A 22,141-nucleotide genomic window follows, 5' to 3' on the forward strand; every position below is an offset into this window, starting at 1 on the left:
CCTGCTCACGCCTTCGCCGCCGCTTCGGCCGCGTCGAGCGCTGCGGCCAGGCGATTCTCCTCGCCATAGTAGCGGGCGCGTTCCCAGAACCGCGGACGGCCGATGCCGGTCGAGCGGTGCCGGCCGATGATCTTGCCGTTGGCGTCCTCGCCCATGAGGTCGTAGACGAAGATGTCCTGGGTGATGATGGTGTCGCCTTCCATGCCCATCACCTCGGTGATGTGGGTGATGCGGCGCGAGCCGTCGCGCAGTCGCGCGGCCTGAACGATGACGTCGATCGAGGCGCAGATCATCTCGCGGATGGTACGCGAGGGAAGGGAAAAGCCGCCCATCGTGATCATGGATTCGCAGCGTGAGAGCGCCTCGCGCGGATTGTTGGCGTGCAGCGTGCCCATCGAGCCGTCATGGCCCGTGTTCATGGCCTGGAGCAGGTCGAAAGCCTCGGGTCCGCGGACTTCGCCGACGATGATGCGTTCGGGACGCATACGCAGGCAATTGCGCACCAGTTCGCGCATGGTGACCTGGCCCTCGCCCTCGATGTTGGGCGGGCGGGTTTCCAGCCGGACCACATGGGGCTGCTGGAGCTGGAGCTCGGCCGCGTCCTCGCAGGTGATGACGCGCTCGTCGTGCTCGATGTAGTTGGTGAGACAGTTGAGCAGAGTCGTCTTGCCCGAGCCGGTACCGCCGGAGATCAGCACGTTGCAGCGAACGCGGCCGATGATCTGGAGGATCTCCGCGCCCTCCGGCGAGATCGCGCCGAACTTGACGAGCTGATCGAGCGTCAGCTTGTCCTTCTTGAATTTGCGGATGGTAAGCGCGGGACCGTCGATCGACAGCGGCGGCACGATGGCGTTGACGCGGGAGCCGTCGGCGAGGCGGGCGTCGCAGATCGGCGAGGATTCGTCGACGCGCCGGCCGACCTGGCTGACGATGCGCTGGCAGATGTTGAGGAGCTGCTGGTTGTCGCGAAAGCGGATGCCAGTGCGCTGGATCTTGCCAGCGACTTCGATATAGACCGTGCCCGCGCCGTTCACCATGATGTCGGCGATGTCGTCCCGCGCGAGCAACGGCTCGAGCGGGCCATAACCGAGCACGTCGTTGCAGATGTCGTCGAGCAGCTCTTCCTGCTCGGCGATCGACATCACGATGTTCTTGATCGCGATGATCTCATTGACGATATCGCGGATCTCCTCGCGTGCCGATTCGGAATCGAGCTTGGCGAGCTGAGCGAGATCGATGGCCTCGATCAGCGCGCCGAAGATGGTCGCCTTGACCTCGTAATAGTTGTCCGAGCGGCGGGTCTCGATGGTCGGCGCGGGCTTGGCAGGAGCAAGCGGCGGCGAGACGACGGCCGGCGGGGGCGGCGCGCGCGACACCGTGGGCGCCGAAGCCTGGACAGGCTCTGGCGACACGGCACCGGGCTTGGGGGCCCGAAAGTCGGTGTCTGTTCCGCTACGCTTACCGAACACTTAACAACTCCATGCGGCGGCCTATTTTCCCCGCAACTTGTCAATCAGGGGTGAAAGCAGGGACGACTTTTGCTTCTTGGCCTCGCTGCGGCCGGTCAGGCGCTGGGCGATCTGCAGGAACATCTCGATCGACTTGTGGTTGGCGGAGATCTCCGCGATCATCTGGCCGTTGTTGGCGGCGGATCCGAAGATCTGCGGCTCGAACGGAATCGAGACGACCGGCTGGCTCTCGATCGCCTTGGCGAACTCGGCGGCGGCGATCTCCGGCCGTTTCGGAATACCGACCTGGTTCAGGCAGTAGAGCGGCGGCCGGTCGTTGGGACGCGCGGCCTTGAGCAGATCGAACAGGTTTTTGGTGTTGCGCAGGTTGGCGAGGTCCGGCGCCGCCACGATCAGGATGTCGTCCGCTCCGATCAGCGAGCGCTTGGTCCAGCCCGACCATTGATGCGGGACGTCGAGCACGATGCAAGGCATGGTGGAGCGCAGCGTGTCGAACACGGCATCAAAGGCCTCGCTGCCGAAGTCATAGACCCGATCGAGCGTCGCCGGCGCCGCCAGCAGGCTGAGGTGATCGGTGCATTTCGACAGCAGGCGGTCGACGAATGCGGTGTCGATGCGATCGGGCGAGAACACCGCGTCTGCGATGCCCTGCGGCGGATCCTGGTTGTAGTCGAGCCCGGCGGTGCCGAAGGCGAGGTCGAGATCGGCGACGACCGCGTCCATGGCGAGGTCGCGCGCGATCGCCCATGCGACATTGTGGGAGATGGTGGAGGCGCCGACGCCGCCCTTGGCCCCGACCACGGCGATGATGCGGCCGACCGCCTTGGCTTCCGGTGCCGAGAACAGGTTGCAGATCGATCGCACGACGTCGATGGCGCCGACCGGCGCGAGCACGTAGTCGCTGACGCCGCGACGAACCAGTTCGCGATAGAGCATGACGTCGTTGATGCGGCCGATCACGATGACGCGGGTGCCGGCATCGCAGACCGTGGCGAGTTGGTCGAGGCCGGTCAGGAGGTCGCTGCGGCCGTCGCTCTCCAGCACGATGACGTTCGGCGTTGGCGCGGAGCGGTAGGCTTCGATGGCGGCCGCCATGCCGCCCATCTGGATCTTGAGATGGGCTTTGCCGAGACGGCGATCCTCGCCGGCCGATTGGACGGCGGCGGCGGTCTCCACCGTCTCGCAGAAGGCCTGGACCGAGACGCGCGGCGCGGGCGCAATATGCTCCTCGACCGGCGGAGGAGGGGCCTCCGGCTGCTCTTGTTGAGTCTGGCGAGCGTAGCTGATCATCTGCCGGTGTCGCTGAGTTTGGCCTTGTCGGCTTCAGGATAGGTGATCGCCGTCGGAGTGCCCTTACGGTACTTCTCGAGAAGCGTCGTGCGCCGTGCCGTGTAGGACGGCGTTTCGGGCCGCGGCTGCTCCAGGTCCGACGGATTGTCGACCATGGCGGCGAGGTTGCGCTGATAGGCGCAGCCGAAGTTGTAATACTGCTTGTTCTCGAACCAGCCCCTGTTCTTCATCGAGGGGCCGATGTCCTCGGGCCACACGCCGCAAGGGCCGGCGACCGCCGCGATCTTCGAATAGGTCAGCCGGATCGGTGGCAGGAAGCGCCTGTCCTCGGGCTGATAAGGGCGCGCCATGACGGCGCGTGGCGGCACGCCGGCGGCCGCCATCATCGCCTGGATCTCGCGCAGCGTTTCGGCCGCCGGACGCGCATTCGGCGTGCCGGCCGGCACGTCGATATGGATCGCGCCGGTACCCTCGCGCAGCCAAGCCGACGCCAGACCCATGACGTCGGCGCGCTGAGCCGGCGTCAAGCCGCCGCGGGCATGGCCGACGAAGACGACGATCGAGCGGTTCTGCTCTTCGATCGCGATCGGATGGCGCTGCTTGTAGTCGTCGGGAATGGAAGCGGTGACCGCCTCGTCGTGCTGGCAGCCGCCGAGCGCCAGCGCCATACCGACGAGTGCGCCACCGAGGCGGATGGCGCCTTTGCGAATCTGGGGTGGTCTTGTGATCATAGCGAAGTCCCCGTTTCCGCCTCAGTCGGTGATGAAGCCGTAGGTGCCGCGATAATTCCGCGCCGGATCGGTCCGGCCAGGCACGCCGTAGATGCGATTGATGTTGCCGATCAGCTCGGCCTGCGGATCGGCGGGTGCGGCAAAGCCGTCATCCGGACGCGACAGGTCCTTCTGCGCCACCGCGCGCACGATATAGGGCGTCACGATCACGACGAGCTCGGTCTGATTGTTGACGAAGTCGCGGCTGCGGAACAGCGTTCCAAGAACCGGAAGCTGCATCAGGCCCGGCAATCCGCTGACCGCCTGCTTGGTCTGATCCTGGATCAGGCCGGCCATCGCCATTGCGCCGCCGGACGGAATTTCGAGCGAGGTCTCCGCGCGCCGGGTTTTGATCGAGGGCACCGTCAGCGAGTTCACCGAGGTCGAGGTCACGGCCTGCGACAGCGTGATCGCATTTTCGTTGGACAGTTCCGACACCTCGCTCATCACCCGCAGGCTGATCTTGCCCTCGGTAAGCACCACCGGGGTGAAGTTGAGCGAGACGCCGAACTTCTTGAAGCTGATCTGGGTAGTACAGACATGGGTGGTGGGATCGCACGCATAGCCGGCCGGCACCGGAAATTCACCGCCGGCGACGAAAGTCGCCGATTCACCCGAGATCGCGGTCAGGTTCGGCTCGGCCAGCGTGCGGATCACGCCGGCGGTCTCCATCGCGCGCAGAGTGGCCTGCACCGACGGGCCTCCGCCGAACTTCGCGGTCAGATTGTTGCCGTCCACGAGATTGCGGCCGAGGGCCGTGAACGGGTTGGAGTTGGTGAAAGTCACCACCGACGTGCCGTAGTTGAGATTCGCGGAGAGATCGATGCCGAGCTGCTTGACGATGCTCCGCGCGACTTCAGCGACCGTGACCTTCAGCATGACCTGATCGCGGCCGCGGACCACGATCGAGTTCACCACCTTGTCCGGGCCACCGGCGAGCCGGGCGGCGAGATCGTTGGCCTGCTGCGCCTCGATCGGGTTGGCAGCCGTACCGGTCAGGATGACGCCGTCGCCGAGGCCGTCGATCTGGATGTCGGAATTGGGCAGGATCTGCTTCAGCGCGGCGCGAGCGCCGTTGAGATCGCGCTTGACCGCGATGTCATAGGCCGCGATCTGCTGGCCGGCGGAATCGAAGAACACGATGTTGGTCTGACCGACGGTGGCGCCGATGATGTAGGCGCGCTGCGCCGAGCGCACCACCGCATTGGCGATCTTCGGGTCGGCGACAAGCACGTCCTTGATGTCGCGCGGCAGGTCGATCACGACCGACTTGCCGACGCCGAGCGAGAGGAAGCGCGCGTTCATCTGGCCGTCGGCCGCGATCGGCGTCACGGGGCGGTAGTCGGCGGCGAGCACGGGAGTAAGCATCGGGTTGAGCGTCAGCGCGGCCACGGCGGAAAACGACAGGGCGCGGACCACCGCGGTCCGCAGCTTCGCCGTGTTGACCCTGCATGTCATCTCGCAAGTCCTCATCGTATCTTTGCCGTCTGGCTGGGTACGCCGTAGCGAATGATCGAAATGCCGTCGCGCTTTTGCGCGGACTCGTCGAGGAGCGTGTTGTCGCTCATCTTGACGTCGGCAATGCTGCGTAGCGCCAGCGACAGCGTGCCGCTCTGGCGGGCGGCGGAAAGCGTCGAGGTCTGCGCGGGATTGAGCTCGAGGGTGACGGTCTTGCCGACCACCGCGTTCTGGCCGTCCTTTTCCTTCGGTGCCTGGTCGATGGCGAGCACGCGGACATTGGCCAGGATGATTTCGGAGGTGACGATGTCCGGCGCGCTGCCGCTCTCGTCCGGATTCTTGAGGCGCCGAGTGAGAAGCACGTCGACGCGATCGTTAGGCAGGATGAAGCCGCCGGCACCCGTCTCCGGCGAGATCTCGGTGGAGACGGCGCGCATGCCGCTCGGCAGGATTGCGGCCATGAAACCCGAGCCCTCGGCCTTGACCAGCTTCTGGTCGCGGATCGGCTCGCCCTGGATGAAGGGCGCCCGGGCGATCGAACCAGTGACCTGGGTCGCGCCATCGGGACGCTCATTGCGGCGGATGAAGGTGGCGCTGGCGGTCGCTGACGGCCAGGTCTGCCACTGCACGTCTTCGGGCTTCACGGTCTGGCCGAGGCCGATGTCGTTCTTGGCCACCAGCACGTCGACGGTCGGAAGCTGCGCGACCGGAGCGGGAGGCGGCGCAGAATTGTCCGAGCCGCTCGCGAGGTACGCGGCGACACCGCCGGCGCAGATCGCAACCGTCAGGACGACAATGCGTGCCCTATTCATACGCTTCACTTTCCAACAAAACGCCGCGACGCTGCCGCCGCCGTGATCGGCAGTTGACCAGCTATTCGTCAAAGCATGGTTAATGAGGCGTATCTAAATCGCCTTAACGCCCGGTGTATCCCGTGCGTTCAGCGCAGTGCGAGGTGGGCGAGGTCGATCGCCTTCACCCACTCGGTCTCCGGGTAGACCATCAATGCGCTCGTCGCGAGCGCAATGCCGTAGGGGATGCCGCTCTCCTTGGCATGCAGCCGCGCGAGCCAGGCTTGGCCGGCAAGCCCGTAAGGCAACGGCCATTGCCGGAATTGCAGCAACAGCAGCGTGAGCGCCCCGCCGAACAGCGAGGCGTAGAGCAGGAAATTCATCAACTGTGCGAAGCCGAACCAGAGCGCGACCGAGGCCGCGACCTTCGCGTCGCCGCCGCCGACCCAGCCCATCGCGAAGCAGGTGAAGGCCACGACCAGCATGAGCGCGCCGGCGCCGACATGAGCCAGCATGTCGTAAGGTGCCATGCCACCGGCAATGGCGAGCACGAAGAAGCCGGCGACCAGCGCCAGCGACACGCGGTTCGAGATGGTCATGGTGAAGAGATCGCTCGCCGCCGCGAACGCCATCAGGGCCGGGAACAGCAGAAGGCGCGCGAGGTCGAGAATCATGGGCTGTTTCCTGGGATCAGCGCATCTGTCGCGGGATCGGGGCGTCGCCGCACGCTAGCCGGCCAGTGCTAAACAAACCGACAACGGCGATGGCGACCTCGGCGCCGGGAAAACCCGGGGCGGGCGGCTTCACCAGATGCTGGCAATTCGCGCCGCGAGCGCGACCACCGCGAGCAGCAACGCAAGACAAACCCAGTAGGCCGGCGCGTCGGTCCGCACCGTCTCCGCCTGGTTTGCCGTGAACGCGGCATCGGTCCTGTACTTACGCAACACGACGGGAACTCGATGTGTCCAGAAAAACAAAGGCCCCGGCAATCCGGGGCTTTTGCTGCGGTCTGTCCGGCCGCTTACTTCAGCGAGGAGCTGATCGCACTGAACTTCGCGTTCAGCGTCGTGCCGAGGCTGTTGACCACGGTGATGATTGCGAGCGCGATGCCGGCAGCAATCAGACCGTATTCGATTGCGGTGGCACCGGATTCATCTTTCACGAAACGCGCAATCAAGTTCTTCATGAGCAAAACTCCATCTCGGGTGGGGCGGCCGCGGTCGGGCGCTGTCCTCTACGCGCTCGAACATGAGAGCCGAGCTCTTTCGGTAGAGTTAATCCGATCGGGGAAACTCGAATGCCGGGCGATGCTTTTCGCGACGGTGAATTTGACCTTAAGACGTCGCTCGCAATCCGCCTCCATTCGCGGTGCACCGAATGGATGCCGGAGCCGGCGGGCGGCTTCACCCTCCCTTAAATTTCGGGGAGTACGCCTGGAGGCGCCTCGAATTGGAAGGAAAGGCGACGAATGTCGAGCCTACCCATGCAAGTCGCCTTGATGCTCGGCGAAACCATCGAGAAGGTCGTTCCCATCACGCTCATGCTCGCGCTCGTCTTCACGGTGCTCGAGCATTTCTGGGCGTGCAATCCCGGCGCGCCGTGGTGGCGCAAGCGGGAGATCGTGACCGACATCTGCTACTGGTTCTTCGTCCCGGTGTTCGCCCGCACCATGCGGATCGGGCTATTGATCGTCGGCGCCGGCGTCGTCTTCAACATCCACGATGCCGACGAGCTCATCGCCTTCTACGACAACGGCCACGGCCCGCTATCGCAGCTTCCGCTCTGGGTGCAGGGCGCACTGTTCCTGATCCTCTCCGACTTCATGCTGTACTGGCTGCACCGGCTGTTCCACGGCGGCGGGTTCTGGAAATACCATGCGATCCACCACTCCTCGGAGGAGCTGGGCTGGATTTCCGCTGCTCGCTTCCATCCCGTCAATCTCGTGCTCGGCACGATCGGCGTGGATGTCGTGCTGCTGATGGCCGGCATTTCCCCGAACGTCATGATCTGGGTTGGCCCGTTCACCACCTTCCACTCGGCGTTCGTGCACGCCAACCTGAACTGGACCTTCGGGCCGTTCAGATACGTGCTGGCGACGCCGGTGTTTCACCGCTGGCACCACACCTCGCTCGAGCAGGGGGGCGATACCAATTTTGCCGGGACTTTCCCGATCTGGGACGTGCTGTTCGGTACCTTCCGGATGCCGGAGGGTGAACTGCCGCAGGGATACGGCAAGGACGAAGCGACCATGCCGAAGGAGATCGCCGGCCAGCTCGCCTATCCGTTCCGTCAATAGCAATGGTCCGGCCGAGGCGCCGTAACAGCGCAAGGCCATTCAAACAATAGTCGGCAAGTTTGCGGAACGTTCACGAATTAAGTGCAGGTTAGCGGGGTCGGGCGCCGGCTCCGCTTCGGTATCGCTTCTGCCGGTATGTGACGTCCCGGGAGTAGAGTATGCGTAAAGAGTTCCTGCGCCGTCATGCGCGCATCGGTCTTCTGGTTGCGGCCGCCATGCTGGCGTCACCCGCTGCCGGCCTTGCCGAATCCAGTGCCGACACCATTGCCGTCAATGTCGATCAGGCCAAGCTCGTGAGGCTCCCCGGCAAGGTGGCCACCATCGTGGTCGGCAATCCCCTGATCGCCGACGTCACGCTCCAGCCCGGCGGCATGATCGTCGTGACCGGCAAGGGCTACGGCGCCACCAATTTCATTGCGCTCGACAGGGCTGGCGAGATCCTGGTCGATCGTCAGATCCAGGTCGAAGGCCCGAGCGACCGGCTCGTCACCGTCTATCGCGGGATCGAGCGCGAGTCCTATAGCTGCATGCCGATCTGCCAGCGCCGCGTCACGCTCGGCGACAGCGACAAATACTTCAGCACCGCGATGAGCCAGGCCGGCTCGCTGAGCAGCACCGCCAGCGGCAGCGCCGGCGCGGCGGCTGCTGCCAAGGCGAACTAGCACGATCGGAGCTGGCGGGACGGGAAGTCCGCCTGCGGTTTTCCCTCAGTGCGCGATTTCGTCGCCGACCGGCGCGCACTCGCTGCGACTGAATTCGCGGTCATCGTGCCGCTGATGCTGGTGATGTTCTTCGGCACGGTCGAGTTTTCGTCGGCCATAGCGATCGATCGCAAAGTCACGTTGATTGCACGGACTCTGTCCGATTTGACGTCGCAGTCAACGACGCTGGCCGATACCGACATGCAGAACGCGTTCACGGCTAGCATCTCGGCTATCATGCCTTACGACGCTACCTTCGTGAAAGGCACGATCTCCGAGATCTATATCGATGCCAACAGCATTGCCACGATCCAGTGGAGCAAGACCGGCACCATCACGAGCGGCGCGATGCAAGCGACGCTGGCGACCTCGGCTCGGAAGGCCGGCGACAAAGGTCACCACGATGATTCCGTCGGCGCTCTTGATTCCGTCGAGCTACCTCATACTCAGCGAGGCGAGCTACACGTACACGCCTTCGGTGGGCTACGTGTTGAAGTCGAGCATACCGCTGAGCGATCTCTCCTACACGCGGCCGCGCCAGGTCACTTGTGTTCCCTACAACGGCGTACCGTCGTCGTGCTGAAATCTGCGAGCGGATACTGGAATCAAAAAAGGCCGTGCATCGCGCACGGCCTTTTCCTTGGTTCGTTCGCTTGAACCGGTCAGGGCGGTAAGCCCTTAAAGCTCAGCCTGCGGTGCGGAGGTTGTCCGCCGCCGACTTGCCGGAACGGCGGTCGGCCACGATCTCGTACGAGACCTTCTGGCCTTCGCGCAGCGTGCCGAGGCCGGCGCGCTCGACGGCGCTGATGTGAACGAACACGTCCTTGCCGCCATCATCGGGCTGAATGAAGCCATAGCCCTTGGTCGCGTTAAACCACTTCACGGTTCCCATGCTCACGGGGGTAGTCCCTTCTCAAGTACACAATGTCTGAGCCCGCTCGCGCAGGCAGGTTAGATCGAATTTTTGGAAGGGTCGTCAGCGTGTCTGAACCGGCTGTACCGGTGGATGCTAATGTCGTCCGGCCGAAAATCGATTAATTCATTTTATTGGAAATAGGGCCTCAAAACAATCCTGACGCGCACGATTTTTTGATCCGCCGCGATTTACGCGGCAAATCAGCATACAGGTCAGCATTTTAGTTCCGCGCCTTCCGCGCCAGAGGGCTCGCTAGCGGCGGCGGAACTGGCCTCCACGCTGCGCGCCGCCCCGCGGCGGGCCGCCGGGCGTCGAGGGACGTTCGTCCTTGTGGCGGAAAATCAGCCGGCCCTTCTCCAGATCATAAGGCGACATCTCGACCGTGACGCGGTCGCCCGCGAGGGTCTTGATGCGGTTCTTCTTCATCTTGCCGGCGGTGTAGGCCACGATCTCGTGCCCAGTGTCGAGCTGGACGCGGTAGCGCGCATCGGGGAGGATTTCGGTCACCAGTCCTTCGAACTGGATCAGCTCTTCCTTAGCCATGTGGTTGTCTCCAGGTCGTGGGACGACTAGTGCGAATGCGGATTGCGGTTCGGTCGGCCGTTGGGGCGACTCTCGCGACGCAAAAAGGCAACGCCTTGTATTCCATCAGGCTTGCCTGCGCTATGCGCGGGACGCTGTTCCGACCGATCGTTTGGTGGGGAATTCACCTTACCACCGGAACGGCGGCCGCGGCGAGACCCCTTCGATGCCTTGTGGCCGTCGGCGGCCCTGCCATCAACAGGTCTGCCCTCGACATGACGCCCCTCGCCAGGCCGTCCGTCACCGTACCTTGCGCCCTGCGGCCGCTGGCCGGAGCGACCGGACCGGCCCGGCCGGTGGTGCTGCGCAGCCGCGGCGGACGGAGCATGGGCGGCCTCGCGGCCGGCGTCGGTACGGTGATCCTCTCGCGGCAGCGCCACTCGGATCAATCGCTCAATGTCGCGGAGATAACTAAGTTCCTCTCCGCCCGCGACCAGCGAGATCGCGGTGCCGTCGGCGCCGGCGCGCGCGGTGCGGCCGATACGGTGCACATAGGTCTCGGGCACATTGGGCAGGTCGAAATTGATGACATGGCTGATGCCGTCGACATCGATGCCGCGAGCGGCGATGTCGGTGGCCACCAGCGTGCGGATCTCGCCGGAGCGGAACTGGGCCAGCGTGCGCTCGCGATGGTTCTGCGATTTGTTGCCATGGATGGCGTTCGCGGCGATGCCGGCCTTGGCCAGCGTCTTCACGACCTTGTCTGCGCCGTGCTTGGTGCGGGTGAAGACCAGCGCGCGGTTGATCGGCTCCTCCTTCAGGAGCTTGGTCAGGAAGGCGGGCTTGGCCGAGAAATCGACCTGGAGGATGCGTTGGTTGATCCGCTCGGCGGTCGAGGAGACCGGGGTCACCGCGACGCGGGCAGGGTCACGCAGCATCGAGTCCGCCAGCTCGGCGATGTCCTTCGGCATGGTGGCCGAGAAGAACAGCGTCTGCCGCTTGATCGGCAGCTTGGCGACGATTTTGCGGATGTCGTTGATGAATCCCATGTCGAGCATGCGGTCGGCCTCGTCCAGCACGAGGAATTCGACGCTCGAAAGCTTCAACCCGTTGCTCTGCACGAGGTCGAGCAGGCGGCCGGGGGTCGCGACCAGGACCTCGACGCCCTGCATCAGCGCGCGGACCTGACGGCCCATCGGCACGCCGCCGATGGCGAGCGCCGAGGTGAGGCGGACGTGGCGGCCGTAGGCGTTGAAGCTGTCGAGGATCTGGCCGGACAACTCGCGGGTCGGCGACAGCACGAGGACGCGGCAGGTCTTGGCTTGCGGTCTGATGCGGTGTTCGAGCAGGCGGTGCAGGATCGGCAGCGCGAAGGACGCGGTCTTGCCGGTGCCGGTCTGGGCAATGCCGACGACGTCGCGGCCGGTCAGTGCCAGCGGGATGGTCTGGGCCTGGACGGGCGTGGGTGTAACGTAATTTTCTTCACGAAGCGCGCGGGCGATGGGTTCGGCGAGGCCGAAGTCCTGAAACGAAGTCAAAAGATGGGTTCTTTCCATGTCAAAAGCGAACGCCCGGCGCAGTCGGCGGGGCGCGCGCAACAAGGTGTCGAGAAGACACCTGCGTGTTTGGGGTGTCGGATGGCTTGGGAGATATGGGCAAGCCAGAGGCCCGAAAGGGCTTAAGAACACGCGGCTCGCTACGATCCCTTGATTCGCAAGGGATCTCTGCCCCCATATGGAACATCGAGGGGGCGCTTTCAAGGCGCGGACGTTGCGGAGATCGATTGCGGCGCAAAAATTGTTATGCCGGAAATTTAGACAGAAATACCTTTTTGCTCAAAAATTAGACTGACTGCCGCATTGGCATACATTTCATTCGCCCAAGTTTTAAGCAGGCGCGTCGCCATGAAACTTCGATTTTTGCAAAATTCCTGAATAGAACCAGTGGCTTGCCGGATGCTCAACCCATGGCACGGTTCTTGCGATTCCATTAATCGCAGGCGGCCGTGGGGCCGTTTCGCAGCGTTCTTTCCACGTCTGCGTCAGGGAGATGATACAATCATGCTTACCAAATCCACTCACGATATAGCGGCGTCATTTAGCCGCCGCGGCGTGCTCGCCGCGACCGCCGGACTGATGCTCGGTCTGGCCTCATTGACCGGCGCGAAGGCCGCGGACGACACCATCAAGGTCGGCGTGCTTCATTCCCTGTCCGGCACCATGGCCATCAGCGAAACCACGCTGAAGGACACCATCCTCTTCCTGATCGACGAGCAGAACAAGAAGGGCGGCGTGCTCGGCAAGAAGCTCGAGGCCGTCGTCGTCGATCCCGCTTCCAACTGGCCGCTGTTCGCCGAGAAGGCGCGCGAGCTGATCACCAAGGACAAGGTCTCGGTCGTGTTCGGCTGCTGGACCTCGGTGTCCCGCAAGTCCGTGCTCCCGGTCTTCAAGGAGCTGAACAACATTCTGTTCTACCCCGTGCAGTACGAGGGTGAGGAGAGCGAGCGCAACGTGTTCTACACGGGTGCGGCGCCCAACCAGCAGGCTATCCCCGCCGTCGACTACCTGATGAAGGAAGAGAAGGTGAAGCGCTGGGTGCTCGCGGGCACCGACTACGTCTATCCGCGCACCACCAACAAGATCCTGGAAGCCTATCTGAAGTCGAAGGGGGTCGCCCAGGAAGACATCATGATCAACTACACGCCGTTCGGTCATTCCGACTGGCAGACGATCGTGGCCGACATCAAGAAGTTCGGCTCGGCCGGCAAGAAGACCGCGGTGGTCTCGACCATCAACGGCGACGCCAACGTTCCCTTCTACAAGGAGCTCGGCAACCAGGGCATCAAGGCGAAGGACATCCCGGTGGTCGCGTTCTCGGTGGGCGAGGAAGAGCTCGCCGGCATCGACACCAAGCCGCTGGTCGGCCATCTCGCCGCCTGGAACTACTTCGAGTCGATCAAGACTCCGGCGAACGAGAAGTTCATCAAGGACTGGCAGGCCTACACCAAGAATCCGAAGCGCGTGACCAACGATCCGATGGAAGCGCACGTGATCGGCTTCAACATGTGGGTGAAGGCGGTCGAGAAGGTGAAGTCGACCGATCCGGACAAGGTGATCGACGCGCTGCCCGGCATCGAGGCGCCGAACCTGACCGGTGGCGTGTCGAAGATGCTGCCCAACCACCACATCACCAAGCCGGTGTTCATCGGCGAGATCAAGGGCAACGGCCAGTTCGACGTGGTCTGGAAGACCCCGGGCCTCGTTCCGGGCGACGCCTGGTCGAAGGAGCTCGACGGCTCCAAGGACCTGATCGGCGACTGGGTCGAGAAGAAGTGCGGCAACTTCAACGTCAAGACCAACAAGTGCCTCGGCTCGGGATCCTGATCCAAGAGCACTCGACCAAGGCCTGACGGCCCATTGCACACTTGGAGAGGGCGGCGATCCCGCCGCCTTCTCCATCCATTTCTGCCGGGATTTTCACAGTGCCAGCCAAACTGTCCGCTCGTCTCTGCTCGCTTGCGCTCTCGCTGTTTCTGATCGCGTTCGCGCTGCCGGCTTTCGCCGGTCCGTTCGAGGATGCGGTCGCCAAATTTGCCAACGACGAATTCTCCGACACGGAGGAGGCGATCGGAGTGGTCGCGAGCAGCGGCAACCCGCTGGCCTTTCCGATCATCAGCGCGCTCCAGGACGGCCGGCTGATGGCCGATTCCGACAGCAAGAAGGTCTACGTCACCGGCACCGACGGCAAGTCGATCGACGCCGCGACCGGGCAGCCGGTCGCCAGCGTTCCCGACAGCGCCAGCGCGGTCCGCCTCAACAACCGGCTGCGCCGCAGCGTCGACGCCGCGCTTGGCAGCCTGACGCTGCAGTCGCCGGATGTCGCGACGCGCCTGCAGGCCGCGCAATCCGTGTTCAAGTCGCACGAGGAGACGGCGCTCGACGCCGTCGAGAGCGCACTCGCCAAGGAAACGAACAAGTCGGTCAAGTCAGCGCTGGGCGAAGCCCGCGCCGCGATTCTGCTCTACAAGTCCGACGCCACCGAGTTGCAGAAGCTCGAGGCGGTCGCCACCATCAAGGCGCGCGGGGACCAGGAAGCGCTGGCCCTGCTCACCGGTATCGGCAGCGACCAGCCGCCCTCGGTGACCAAGGCGGCGGCGAGCGGGATCGGCTCGATCCAGAACACGCTCGCGGTCTGGTCGACGGTGCAGAACGCCTGGTACGGCCTCTCGCTCGGATCGGTGCTGCTGCTGGCGGCGATCGGACTTGCCATCACCTTCGGCGTGATGGGCGTCATCAACATGGCCCATGGCGAGATGGTGATGATCGGGGCCTACACCACCTTCGTGGTGCAGGAGGTGATCCGCACCCGCTACCCCGGCCTGTTCGACTATTCGCTGCTGATCGCCGTGCCGCTCGCCTTCCTGGTCGCCGGTGCGATCGGTGTCCTGATCGAGCGCAGCATCATCCGCTTCCTCTATGGTCGTCCGCTGGAGACGCTGCTTGCGACCTGGGGCCTGTCGCTGGTGCTGCAGCAGGCCGTGCGCACCGTGTTCGGCCCAACCAACCGCGAGGTCGGCAACCCCTCCTGGATGAGCGGCGCCTTCGAGCTCGGTCAGATCACCATTACTTATAACCGGCTCTGGATCCTCATCTTCACGCTCGCCGTGTTCGCAATCCTGCTCGCCATGCTGCGCTACACCGCGCTTGGCCTTGAGATGCGCGCGGTGACGCAGAACCGCCGCATGGCGGCCTCGATGGGCATCGCCACCTCACGCGTCGATGCGCTGACCTTCGGCCTCGGTTCCGGCATTGCCGGTATCGCCGGGGTGGCGCTGTCGCAGATCGACAATGTCAGCCCCAATCTCGGCCAGAGCTACATCATCGACAGTTTCATGGTCGTGGTGTTCGGCGGCGTCGGCAATCTCTGGGGCACCCTCGTCGGCGCCTTCACACTCGGTATCGCCAACAAGTTCCTGGAGCCGGTTGCGGGCGCCGTGCTCGGCAAGATCGCGATCCTGGTTCTGATCATCCTGTTCATTCAAAAGCGCCCGCGCGGCCTGTTCGCGCTCAAGGGCCGTGCGGTGGAAGCATGACCCCTCACATGCTCACCCGATCGCTGGACCGCGGCGCGGCGATCTTCCTCGCCATCGTCGCGGCTTGCGGGATCCTCATCCCGCTGTCCAACATGCTGCTGCCGGCGGGCTCGTTCCTGCAGGTGCCGACCTATCTGGTTGCGCTCTGGGGCAAATATGTCTGCTACGCCATCCTGGCGCTGTCGATCGACCTGATCTGGGGCTATTGCGGCATCCTCTCGCTCGGCCACGGCGCCTTCTTCGCGCTCGGCGGCTACGCCATGGGCATGTATCTGATGCGGCAGATCGGCACCCGCGGCGTCTACGGCAACCCGATCCTGCCCGACTTCATGGTGTTCCTGAACTGGCAGAAGCTGCCGTGGTACTGGTACGGCTTCGACATGTTCTGGTTTGCGGCGCTGATGGTGCTGGTGGTGCCGGGACTGCTCGCCTTCTGCTTCGGCTGGCTCGCCTTCCGCTCCCGCGTCACCGGCGTGTACCTGTCGATCATCACGCAGGCGATGACCTATGCGCTGCTGCTCGCCTTCTTCCGCAATGATTTCGGCTTCGGCGGTAACAACGGCCTGACCGACTTCAAGGACATCCTCGGCTTCAACGTCCAGGCCGAAGGCACGCGCGCCGCGCTGTTCGCGCTGAGCTGCCTGGCGCTGATCGTCGGCTTCCTGGTCTGCCGCGCCATCGTCTCGTCCAAGCTCGGCAAGGTTCTGATCGCGGTGCGCGATGCGGAATCGCGGACGCGCTTCCTCGGCTACCGCGTCGAATCCTACAAGCTGTTCGTGTTCACGGTGTCGGCCTGCATGGCCGGCGTCGCCGGTGCGCTCTACGTGCCCCAGGTCGGCATCATCAACCCGTCCGAATTCGCGCCGGGCAACTCGATCGAGGCGGTGATCTGGGTCGCGGTCGGCGGCCGCGGCACCCTGGTCGGTGCCGCGCTCGGCGCGGTCGTCGTCAACTACGCCAAGACGTTCTTCACCTCCGGCGTGCTGGCACCGTACTGGCTGTTCATGCTGGGTGCGCTGTTCATCTTGGTGACGCTGCTCCTGCCGAAAGGCATCGTCGGCACCTTCAATTCCTGGTGGGAGGCGGCGAAGGAAAAACGCCCGGCCGAGACCGCTGCGAGCGCTGCGGCCGAAGATGGCATCGCGGAACCGAACATGGCGAAGGAGCGGTCATGAACGTGATGGATTCCCGCGCGACTTCCGCAATGCTCTATCTCGACGGCGTGCACGTCTCGTTCGACGGCTTCCATGCCATCAACAACCTGTCGCTGACGCTCGAGCCGGGCGAGATGCGCGCCATCATCGGCCCGAACGGTGCCGGCAAGACCACGATGATGGACATCATCACCGGCAAGACCAAGCCCGACGAGGGTACGGTGCTGTTCGACGGCGTCACCGACCTGACGCGGCTGGATGAGACCCGGATCGCCGAACTCGGCATCGGCCGAAAATTCCAGAAGCCGACCGTGTTCGAGAGCCAGACCGTGCAGGACAACCTGCTGCTCGCGCTCAACGTCGATCACTCCGTGCGCGGCACCCTGTTCTGGCGCGGCAGCAGGGCGGAGTCCGAGCGCATCGACAAGGTGCTGGAGACGATCCGCCTCACCGACGCGCGCAACCGCCTCGCCGGCAGCCTCAGCCATGGCCAGAAACAGTGGCTCGAAATCGGCATGCTGCTTGCGCAGGATCCAAAACTGCTGCTGGTCGACGAGCCGGTCGCCGGGATGACCGACGTCGAGACGCATCTCACGGCCGAGCTGCTCAAGGAGATCAACAAGACCCACACCGTCATGGTGGTCGAGCATGACATGACTTTTGTGCGCGAGCTCGGCGTCAAGGTCACCTGCCTGCACGAAGGCTCCGTGCTCGCGGAAGGCACCATCGACCAGGTCTCGTCCAACGAGCGGGTCATCGAAGTATATCTGGGACGCTGACGCATGCTCGAGGTCAAGGACATCAATCTCTTCTATGGTGCTGCCCAAGCGCTGCGCGGCGTCTCGATCTCGGCCGAGCCGGGCAAGGTGACCTGCGTGCTTGGCCGCAACGGCGTCGGCAAGACGTCGCTGCTGCGCGCCATGGTCGGCCAGTACCCGATCGCATCGGGATCGATCGTGTTCGACGGCAGCGACATCAGCTCGCTCAAGCCCTACGAGCGGGCGCGCAAGGGGATCGGCTTCGTGCCGCAGGGCCGCGAGATCTTTCCGCTGCTGACGGTCGAGGAGAACCTCAAGACCGGCTTCGGTCCGCTGAAGCGCGAGGACAAGCACATCCCGGACGATGTATTCTCGCTGTTTCCGGTGCTGCAATCCATGCTGGGCCGGCGCGGCGGCGATCTCTCGGGCGGTCAGCAGCAGCAGCTCGCGATCGGGCGTGCGCTGGTGATGCGGCCAAAACTGCTCCTGCTCGACGAGCCGACCGAGGGCATCCAGCCCTCGATCATCAAGGACATCGGCCGTGCCATCTCCTACCTGCGCAATCTCGGCAATATCGCCATCGTGCTGGTCGAACAATATCTCGACTTTGCCTGCGAACTCGGCGACAGTTTTGCGGTGATGGATCGCGGCGCGGTGAAGTACACCTGCGATCGCAGCAATCTCGACGCGAGCGAAATCAGCCGCCAGATGGCGCTGTAGGCCAGGAAATTCTGCGGCCACCGGCTGGGGGAGGCGGATGCGCAGCGAGCTATCAGGCAATTTGTCGGAGTTGGAGTCGTCGGTCTTCGAGGCCAACCGTGCCCGCGGCGCGGTGCGGTTCGACGTCCATGCCAGGGACGGCGTCACGCGCCGCGGCACCCTGCATGAGTCCGGCTCCCTGCGCGTGCGCTTTCCCTCGCCCGAGGACGAGGGATTATCGGGCGTGTTCGTCAACACGGCCGGCGGGGTTGCCGGCGGCGATCGCTTTGACATCGAGATCGCAGCCACTGATGCCGCTCGGCTGACGCTGACCACGGCGGCAGCCGAGAAGGTCTACCGTACCCCGGGACCGGCGGCGCAGCTCAACATCGCCTTGACGGTCGGGACCGGTGCGCATCTTTCCTGGCTGCCGCAGGAGACCATCCTGTTCGATCGTGCGCGCGTGCAGCGCCGCTTCGACATCGAGCTCGATGAGGCCGCGTCGCTTTTGCTTGGCGAGATCGTCGTGTTCGGCCGCACCGCCATGGGCGAGCGGATGGAGCAGGGCGAGTTCGTCGATCGCTGGCGGCTGCGCCGCGGCGGCAAGCTGGTCTTCGCCGAGACCGTCAGGCTCGACGGCGATATCGGCAAGAAGCTCGCGCGGCCCGCATTCGCCAAGGGGGGCGCCGCCATCGGCACCGCATTGATCGTGCCTGGTGATGAGGCCTTGGTCGAGTGTCTCCGCGAGGCGGCCGACTCGTTTGCCGGCGAGGTCGGGATATCCGCCTGGAACGGCTTTGCAATGGCGCGCTTCTGTGCCCAAGATGCGGCCCGTTTGCGCGCGGACATGATGGCGGTGCTGGCGCGCACGGATGCGGCCTTGCCGCGGTTGTGGCTGAATTGATGATGTGAACGGAAGAGAAGTCGCATGAACCTGTCTCCCCGCGAAAAGGACAAGCTTCTGATTTCGATGGCGGCCATCGTGGCGCGGCGCAGGCTCGAGCGCGGCGTCAAGCTCAACCATCCCGAGGCGGTGGCGATCATCTCCGATTTCATTCTCGAAGGCGCGCGCGACGGCCGCACCGTCGCCGAGCTGATGCAGACGGGTGCGCAAGTGCTGACCCGCGACCAGGTGATGCCGGGCATTCCCGAAATGATTCACGACATCCAGGTCGAGGCGACCTTTCCGGATGGGACAAAGCTCGTCACCGTGCATGAGCCGATCAGGTAGGCGCGCAACATGATCCCCGGTGAACTCTTCATCCAGGACGGCGAGATCGAGCTCAATGCCGGTCGCAAGACCGTGACGCTGACGGTCGCCAACACCGGCGACCGCCCGATCCAGGTCGGCTCGCACTACCATTTCTTCGAGACCAACCCGGCGCTGAAGTTCGACCGCAAGAAGGCGCGCGGCATGCGCCTCGATATCGCCGCCGGCACCGCCGTCCGCTTCGAACCCGGCCAGACCCGGGACGTCCAGCTCGTCGCGCTCGCCGGCAAGAAGACCATCTACGGCTTCCGCGGCGACGTCATGGGGAAGCTGTGAGGCAGGCTAAGGCGGGCGCAGTGATTCACTGTGAGGTGAGCGAAACTGGATCGCTCCCTCCCCCCTTGCGGGGGAGGGCCGGGGAGGGGGGTAAGCCCCGGGCTCCGGCAGCAGTGGTATCGCACGCTCGGGTAACCGAAATTGGCAACGTCATCGATGACGTCGAGAGTACGGTCCTCACGATACGTCGTGCAGCCGAGCAAGGTGCACCCCCCTCCCTGATCCTCCCCCGCAAGGGGGGAGGGAACGCATCGCGCGATACGTCAAACGATGTCGAGGAGGCCTAGATCATGCTGCCCGCCATTCGCCTCATCTCTGAAGCTGCCGAGCTTGCTGCGCGGCGCCATAACGGCATGGCGCGCAAGGCGCGCGGCAACGAGCCTTATATCAACCACCTTGCCGAGGTCGCGAACCTGCTTGCGGCTGCGACCGATGGTGCCGATGCCGAGCTGGTCGCGGCCGGCTGGCTGCATGATTCGATCGAGGATACCGACACCACGCGCGAGGAGCTGGCGAAAAAATTCTCCGAGCGCGTCGCTTCCATCGTGGTCGAATGCACCGACGATATGAACCTGCCGAAAGCCGAGCGGCGACGACGACAAGTCGTCGATGCGCCGAAAAAGTCGGCCGGCGCCAAGCTGATCAAAATCGCCGACAAGATCAGCAACATCGAGGCACGGATTCGTTCCAACCCCACTACTGAGGAGCGCGCCGACCTGATTGACTATACCGATTGGGCCGAGCAGGTGGTCGCTGGCTGCCGCGGAAGCAATTCCTACCTCGAGACGAAGTTTGACGATGCAGTGCAACGAGCGAGGGCCTCGCTGTGAGCACTCACACAACATTGAAACGCGAACGGGGCTTGTGATGTCCGTGAAGATGAAGCGATCCGTCTATGCCGACATGTTCGGCCCCACCACCGGCGACAAGGTGCGGCTGGCCGACACCGATCTCATCATCGAGGTGGAGAAGGATTTCACCACCTATGGCGAGGAGGTGAAGTTCGGCGGCGGCAAGGTGATCCGCGACGGCATGGGGCAATCGCAGGTCACGAGCCGCCAGGGCGCGGCCGATACCGTCATCACCAATGCGCTGATCGTCGACCACTGGGGCATCGTGAAGGCCGACGTCGCCATCAAGGACGGCATGATCTCCGCGATCGGCAAGGCCGGCAATCCCGACATCCAGCCGGGTGTCACCATCATCATCGGCCCCGGCACCGACGTCATCGCGGGAGAAGGCAAGATCCTCACCGCCGGCGGCTTCGACAGCCACATCCACTTCATCTGCCCGCAGCAGATTGAGCACGCCTTGATGAGCGGTGTCACCTCGATGCTCGGGGGCGGCACCGGTCCGTCGCACGGCACCTTCGCCACGACGTGTACGCCCGGCCCCTGGCACATCGCGCGGATGATCCAGTCGTTCGATGCCTTCCCGGTCAATCTCGGCATTTCCGGCAAGGGCAACGCCTCGCGGCCGGCGGCCCTGGTCGAGATGATCAAGGCCGGCGCCTGTGCGCTGAAGCTGCACGAGGACTGGGGCACGACGCCGGCCGCGATCGACAACTGCCTGTCGGTCGCCGACGATCATGACATCCAGGTCATGATCCACACCGACACGCTGAACGAATCCGGCTTCGTCGAGGACACCATCAAGGCTTTCAAGGGCCGCACCATCCACGCCTTCCACACCGAAGGCGCCGGCGGCGGTCACGCGCCTGATATCATCAAGGTCGCAGGACTGAAGAACGTGCTGCCGTCCTCGACCAATCCGACGCGGCCGTTCACCCGCAACACCATCGACGAGCATCTCGACATGCTGATGGTGTGCCATCACCTCGATCCGTCGATCGCGGAAGACCTTGCGTTTGCCGAGAGCCGCATCCGCAAGGAGACCATCGCCGCCGAAGACATCCTGCACGACCTCGGCGCGCTCTCGATGATGTCCTCGGACTCGCAGGCGATGGGCCGGTTAGGGGAGGTCATCATCCGCACCTGGCAGACCGCCGACAAGATGAAGAAGCAGCGCGGATCGCTGCCGCAGGACCAGGGCAAGGACAACGACAATTTCCGCGTGAAGCGTTACATAGCCAAGTACACGATCAATCCCGCGATCGCCCATGGCGTCTCAAAGCTGATCGGCTCGGTGGAAAAGGGCAAGCTCGCCGACCTCGTGCTGTGGTCGCCCGCCTTCTTCGGCGTCAAGCCGGACTGCATCATCAAGGGCGGCTCGATCGTGGCAGCTCCCATGGGCGACCCCAACGCCTCGATCCCGACGCCGCAGCCGGTACATTACCAGCCGATGTTCGGTGCCTTCGGCAAGGCGCGCACGGCATCATCCGTCGTGTTCACCTCGAAGGCTGCCGTCACCGCCGGCCTCGCGCGAAAACTCGGCATCGACAAGAAGCTCTATGCGGTTCAGAACACCCGCGGAAAGATCTCCAAGAAGAGCATGATCCACAACGACGCGACGCCCAATATCGAGGTCGATCCGGAGACCTACGAGGTCCGCGCCGACGGCGAACTTTTGACCTGCGCGCCGGCCGAGGTACTGCCGATGGCACAGCGATATTTCATGTACTGAAATAGCGCCTCGACACATGTCCCAAGAATAGGTCCCGAGCGATGTCCGGGGGCAGTTTTTCCGGTTTTGCGTTCGATCCCGCCTGGTCTAATGTCG

Annotated in this window: 24 protein-coding genes; 13 read left to right on the plus strand and 11 right to left on the minus strand. The window is 64.1% G+C overall.

Going from position 1 to position 22,141, the window contains the following annotated elements; all coding sequences use genetic code 11:
- Positions 1-5: 5 nt before the first annotated feature.
- From MTR72_RS26455 to MTR72_RS26490, 8 genes are all read right to left on the minus strand, one after another.
- The gene (locus MTR72_RS26455) at positions 6-1,469 is read right to left on the minus strand and encodes a CpaF family protein (RefSeq protein ID WP_280966837.1); all 1,464 of its coding nucleotides are present in this window, start codon (positions 1,467-1,469) and stop codon (positions 6-8) included.
- Between the two features lie 21 nt (positions 1,470-1,490).
- Positions 1,491-2,759, minus strand: a complete 1,269-nt coding sequence (locus tag MTR72_RS26460) for an AAA family ATPase (protein WP_280966836.1) — start codon at positions 2,757-2,759, stop codon at positions 1,491-1,493.
- Complete coding sequence (locus tag MTR72_RS26465; RefSeq protein ID WP_280966835.1) at positions 2,756-3,490, minus strand: CpaD family pilus assembly protein; 735 nt, start codon at positions 3,488-3,490, stop codon at positions 2,756-2,758. Before MTR72_RS26465 ends, MTR72_RS26460 begins: the two co-directional genes overlap by 4 nt.
- A gap of 21 nt (positions 3,491-3,511) precedes the next feature.
- Positions 3,512-4,987 carry a type II and III secretion system protein family protein gene (locus MTR72_RS26470; protein WP_280966834.1) on the minus strand — a complete coding sequence of 492 codons (1,476 nt, stop codon included), beginning with the start codon at positions 4,985-4,987 and terminating at the stop codon, positions 3,512-3,514.
- 11 nt (positions 4,988-4,998) lie between these two features.
- Complete coding sequence (cpaB, locus tag MTR72_RS26475) at positions 4,999-5,799, minus strand: Flp pilus assembly protein CpaB (RefSeq protein ID WP_280966833.1); 801 nt, start codon at positions 5,797-5,799, stop codon at positions 4,999-5,001.
- Between the two features lie 128 nt (positions 5,800-5,927).
- Positions 5,928-6,452 (minus strand): A24 family peptidase, encoded by a 525-nt coding sequence (locus tag MTR72_RS26480; RefSeq protein WP_280966832.1) that lies wholly within the window; start codon positions 6,450-6,452, stop codon positions 5,928-5,930.
- Positions 6,453-6,581: 129 nt separating this feature from the next.
- A complete protein-coding gene (locus tag MTR72_RS26485) occupies positions 6,582-6,725 on the minus strand; it encodes a hypothetical protein (RefSeq protein WP_280966831.1) in 144 nt (47 codons plus the stop codon).
- A 74-nt stretch (positions 6,726-6,799) separates the two neighbouring features.
- Complete coding sequence (locus MTR72_RS26490; RefSeq protein WP_280966830.1) at positions 6,800-6,964, minus strand: Flp family type IVb pilin; 165 nt, start codon at positions 6,962-6,964, stop codon at positions 6,800-6,802.
- 282 nt (positions 6,965-7,246) lie between these two features.
- Here MTR72_RS26490 and MTR72_RS26495 point away from each other — a divergent pair, with 282 nt between their 5' ends.
- The 3 genes from MTR72_RS26495 (at position 7,247) to MTR72_RS26505 (ending at position 9,432) form a co-directional block, all read left to right on the plus strand.
- Positions 7,247-8,074 (plus strand): sterol desaturase family protein, encoded by an 828-nt coding sequence (locus MTR72_RS26495; protein WP_280966829.1) that lies wholly within the window; start codon positions 7,247-7,249, stop codon positions 8,072-8,074.
- A 158-nt stretch (positions 8,075-8,232) separates the two neighbouring features.
- Positions 8,233-8,736 (plus strand): pilus assembly protein N-terminal domain-containing protein, encoded by a 504-nt coding sequence (locus MTR72_RS26500; protein WP_280966828.1) that lies wholly within the window; start codon positions 8,233-8,235, stop codon positions 8,734-8,736.
- Positions 8,737-8,784: 48 nt separating this feature from the next.
- Positions 8,785-9,432, plus strand: a complete 648-nt coding sequence (locus MTR72_RS26505; protein WP_280966827.1) for a TadE/TadG family type IV pilus assembly protein — start codon at positions 8,785-8,787, stop codon at positions 9,430-9,432.
- Positions 9,433-9,460: 28 nt separating this feature from the next.
- Here the strand turns inward: MTR72_RS26505 and MTR72_RS26510 are convergent, their stop codons facing one another.
- From MTR72_RS26510 to MTR72_RS26520, 3 genes are all read right to left on the minus strand, one after another.
- A complete protein-coding gene (locus tag MTR72_RS26510) occupies positions 9,461-9,673 on the minus strand; it encodes a cold-shock protein (protein ID WP_063699053.1) in 213 nt (70 codons plus the stop codon).
- A gap of 270 nt (positions 9,674-9,943) precedes the next feature.
- Complete coding sequence (gene infA, locus MTR72_RS26515; RefSeq protein WP_280966826.1) at positions 9,944-10,234, minus strand: translation initiation factor IF-1; 291 nt, start codon at positions 10,232-10,234, stop codon at positions 9,944-9,946.
- A gap of 26 nt (positions 10,235-10,260) precedes the next feature.
- Positions 10,261-11,769: a DEAD/DEAH box helicase gene (locus MTR72_RS26520; RefSeq protein WP_280966825.1), complete on the minus strand. Its 1,509-nt coding sequence runs from the start codon at positions 11,767-11,769 to the stop codon at positions 10,261-10,263.
- 504 nt (positions 11,770-12,273) lie between these two features.
- Between MTR72_RS26520 and urtA the strand changes: the two genes are divergently transcribed.
- From urtA to ureC, 10 genes are all read left to right on the plus strand, one after another.
- A complete protein-coding gene (urtA, locus tag MTR72_RS26525) occupies positions 12,274-13,596 on the plus strand; it encodes an urea ABC transporter substrate-binding protein (protein WP_280966824.1) in 1,323 nt (440 codons plus the stop codon).
- Between the two features lie 98 nt (positions 13,597-13,694).
- Positions 13,695-15,305 carry an urea ABC transporter permease subunit UrtB gene (urtB, locus tag MTR72_RS26530; RefSeq protein WP_280966823.1) on the plus strand — a complete coding sequence of 537 codons (1,611 nt, stop codon included), beginning with the start codon at positions 13,695-13,697 and terminating at the stop codon, positions 15,303-15,305.
- Positions 15,302-16,480, plus strand: coding sequence for an urea ABC transporter permease subunit UrtC (gene urtC, locus MTR72_RS26535; protein WP_280966822.1), 1,179 nt, complete (start codon positions 15,302-15,304; stop codon positions 16,478-16,480). The genes urtB and urtC overlap by 4 nt, the downstream gene beginning before the upstream one ends.
- A complete protein-coding gene (gene urtD, locus MTR72_RS26540) occupies positions 16,477-17,238 on the plus strand; it encodes an urea ABC transporter ATP-binding protein UrtD (protein WP_280966821.1) in 762 nt (253 codons plus the stop codon). Before urtC ends, urtD begins: the two co-directional genes overlap by 4 nt.
- 3 nt (positions 17,239-17,241) lie before the next feature.
- Complete coding sequence (gene urtE, locus MTR72_RS26545) at positions 17,242-17,937, plus strand: urea ABC transporter ATP-binding subunit UrtE (RefSeq protein ID WP_280966820.1); 696 nt, start codon at positions 17,242-17,244, stop codon at positions 17,935-17,937.
- A gap of 37 nt (positions 17,938-17,974) precedes the next feature.
- Positions 17,975-18,820 carry an urease accessory protein UreD gene (locus tag MTR72_RS26550; protein WP_280966819.1) on the plus strand — a complete coding sequence of 282 codons (846 nt, stop codon included), beginning with the start codon at positions 17,975-17,977 and terminating at the stop codon, positions 18,818-18,820.
- A 24-nt stretch (positions 18,821-18,844) separates the two neighbouring features.
- Positions 18,845-19,147: an urease subunit gamma gene (locus tag MTR72_RS26555; RefSeq protein WP_172110074.1), complete on the plus strand. Its 303-nt coding sequence runs from the start codon at positions 18,845-18,847 to the stop codon at positions 19,145-19,147.
- Between the two features lie 9 nt (positions 19,148-19,156).
- Complete coding sequence (locus MTR72_RS26560; protein ID WP_025576653.1) at positions 19,157-19,462, plus strand: urease subunit beta; 306 nt, start codon at positions 19,157-19,159, stop codon at positions 19,460-19,462.
- 290 nt (positions 19,463-19,752) lie between these two features.
- The gene (locus MTR72_RS26565) at positions 19,753-20,292 is read left to right on the plus strand and encodes an HD domain-containing protein (RefSeq protein ID WP_280966818.1); all 540 of its coding nucleotides are present in this window, start codon (positions 19,753-19,755) and stop codon (positions 20,290-20,292) included.
- Between the two features lie 37 nt (positions 20,293-20,329).
- Complete coding sequence (gene ureC, locus MTR72_RS26570; RefSeq protein ID WP_280966817.1) at positions 20,330-22,045, plus strand: urease subunit alpha; 1,716 nt, start codon at positions 20,330-20,332, stop codon at positions 22,043-22,045.
- The last annotated feature ends 96 nt before the right edge of the window (positions 22,046-22,141 follow it).

Origin of the sequence: Bradyrhizobium sp. ISRA442 (assembly GCF_038085055.1) — a bacterium.
In the GTDB taxonomy this organism is placed as follows: Bacteria; Pseudomonadota; Alphaproteobacteria; order Rhizobiales; family Xanthobacteraceae; genus Bradyrhizobium.

Excerpts from the sequence above, each read along its gene's own strand:
- MTR72_RS26460 (WP_280966836.1), bottom strand. The coding sequence starts at position 2,759 with ATGATCAGCTACGCTCGCCAGACTCAACAAGAGCAGCCGGAGGCCCCT.
- MTR72_RS26465 (WP_280966835.1), bottom strand. The coding sequence starts at position 3,490 with ATGATCACAAGACCACCCCAGATTCGCAAAGGCGCCATCCGCCTCGGT.
- MTR72_RS26470 (WP_280966834.1), bottom strand. The coding sequence starts at position 4,987 with ATGACATGCAGGGTCAACACGGCGAAGCTGCGGACCGCGGTGGTCCGC.
- cpaB (WP_280966833.1), bottom strand. The coding sequence starts at position 5,799 with ATGAATAGGGCACGCATTGTCGTCCTGACGGTTGCGATCTGCGCCGGC.
- MTR72_RS26480 (WP_280966832.1), bottom strand. The coding sequence starts at position 6,452 with ATGATTCTCGACCTCGCGCGCCTTCTGCTGTTCCCGGCCCTGATGGCG.
- MTR72_RS26490 (WP_280966830.1), bottom strand. The coding sequence starts at position 6,964 with ATGAAGAACTTGATTGCGCGTTTCGTGAAAGATGAATCCGGTGCCACC.
- MTR72_RS26495 (WP_280966829.1), top strand. The coding sequence starts at position 7,247 with ATGTCGAGCCTACCCATGCAAGTCGCCTTGATGCTCGGCGAAACCATC.
- MTR72_RS26500 (WP_280966828.1), top strand. The coding sequence starts at position 8,233 with ATGCGTAAAGAGTTCCTGCGCCGTCATGCGCGCATCGGTCTTCTGGTT.
- infA (WP_280966826.1), bottom strand. The coding sequence starts at position 10,234 with ATGGCTAAGGAAGAGCTGATCCAGTTCGAAGGACTGGTGACCGAAATC.
- MTR72_RS26520 (WP_280966825.1), bottom strand. The coding sequence starts at position 11,769 with ATGGAAAGAACCCATCTTTTGACTTCGTTTCAGGACTTCGGCCTCGCC.
- urtA (WP_280966824.1), top strand. The coding sequence starts at position 12,274 with ATGCTTACCAAATCCACTCACGATATAGCGGCGTCATTTAGCCGCCGC.
- urtC (WP_280966822.1), top strand. The coding sequence starts at position 15,302 with ATGACCCCTCACATGCTCACCCGATCGCTGGACCGCGGCGCGGCGATC.
- urtD (WP_280966821.1), top strand. The coding sequence starts at position 16,477 with ATGAACGTGATGGATTCCCGCGCGACTTCCGCAATGCTCTATCTCGAC.
- urtE (WP_280966820.1), top strand. The coding sequence starts at position 17,242 with ATGCTCGAGGTCAAGGACATCAATCTCTTCTATGGTGCTGCCCAAGCG.
- MTR72_RS26550 (WP_280966819.1), top strand. The coding sequence starts at position 17,975 with ATGCGCAGCGAGCTATCAGGCAATTTGTCGGAGTTGGAGTCGTCGGTC.
- MTR72_RS26555 (WP_172110074.1), top strand. The coding sequence starts at position 18,845 with ATGAACCTGTCTCCCCGCGAAAAGGACAAGCTTCTGATTTCGATGGCG.
- MTR72_RS26560 (WP_025576653.1), top strand. The coding sequence starts at position 19,157 with ATGATCCCCGGTGAACTCTTCATCCAGGACGGCGAGATCGAGCTCAAT.
- MTR72_RS26565 (WP_280966818.1), top strand. The coding sequence starts at position 19,753 with ATGCTGCCCGCCATTCGCCTCATCTCTGAAGCTGCCGAGCTTGCTGCG.
- ureC (WP_280966817.1), top strand. The coding sequence starts at position 20,330 with ATGTCCGTGAAGATGAAGCGATCCGTCTATGCCGACATGTTCGGCCCC.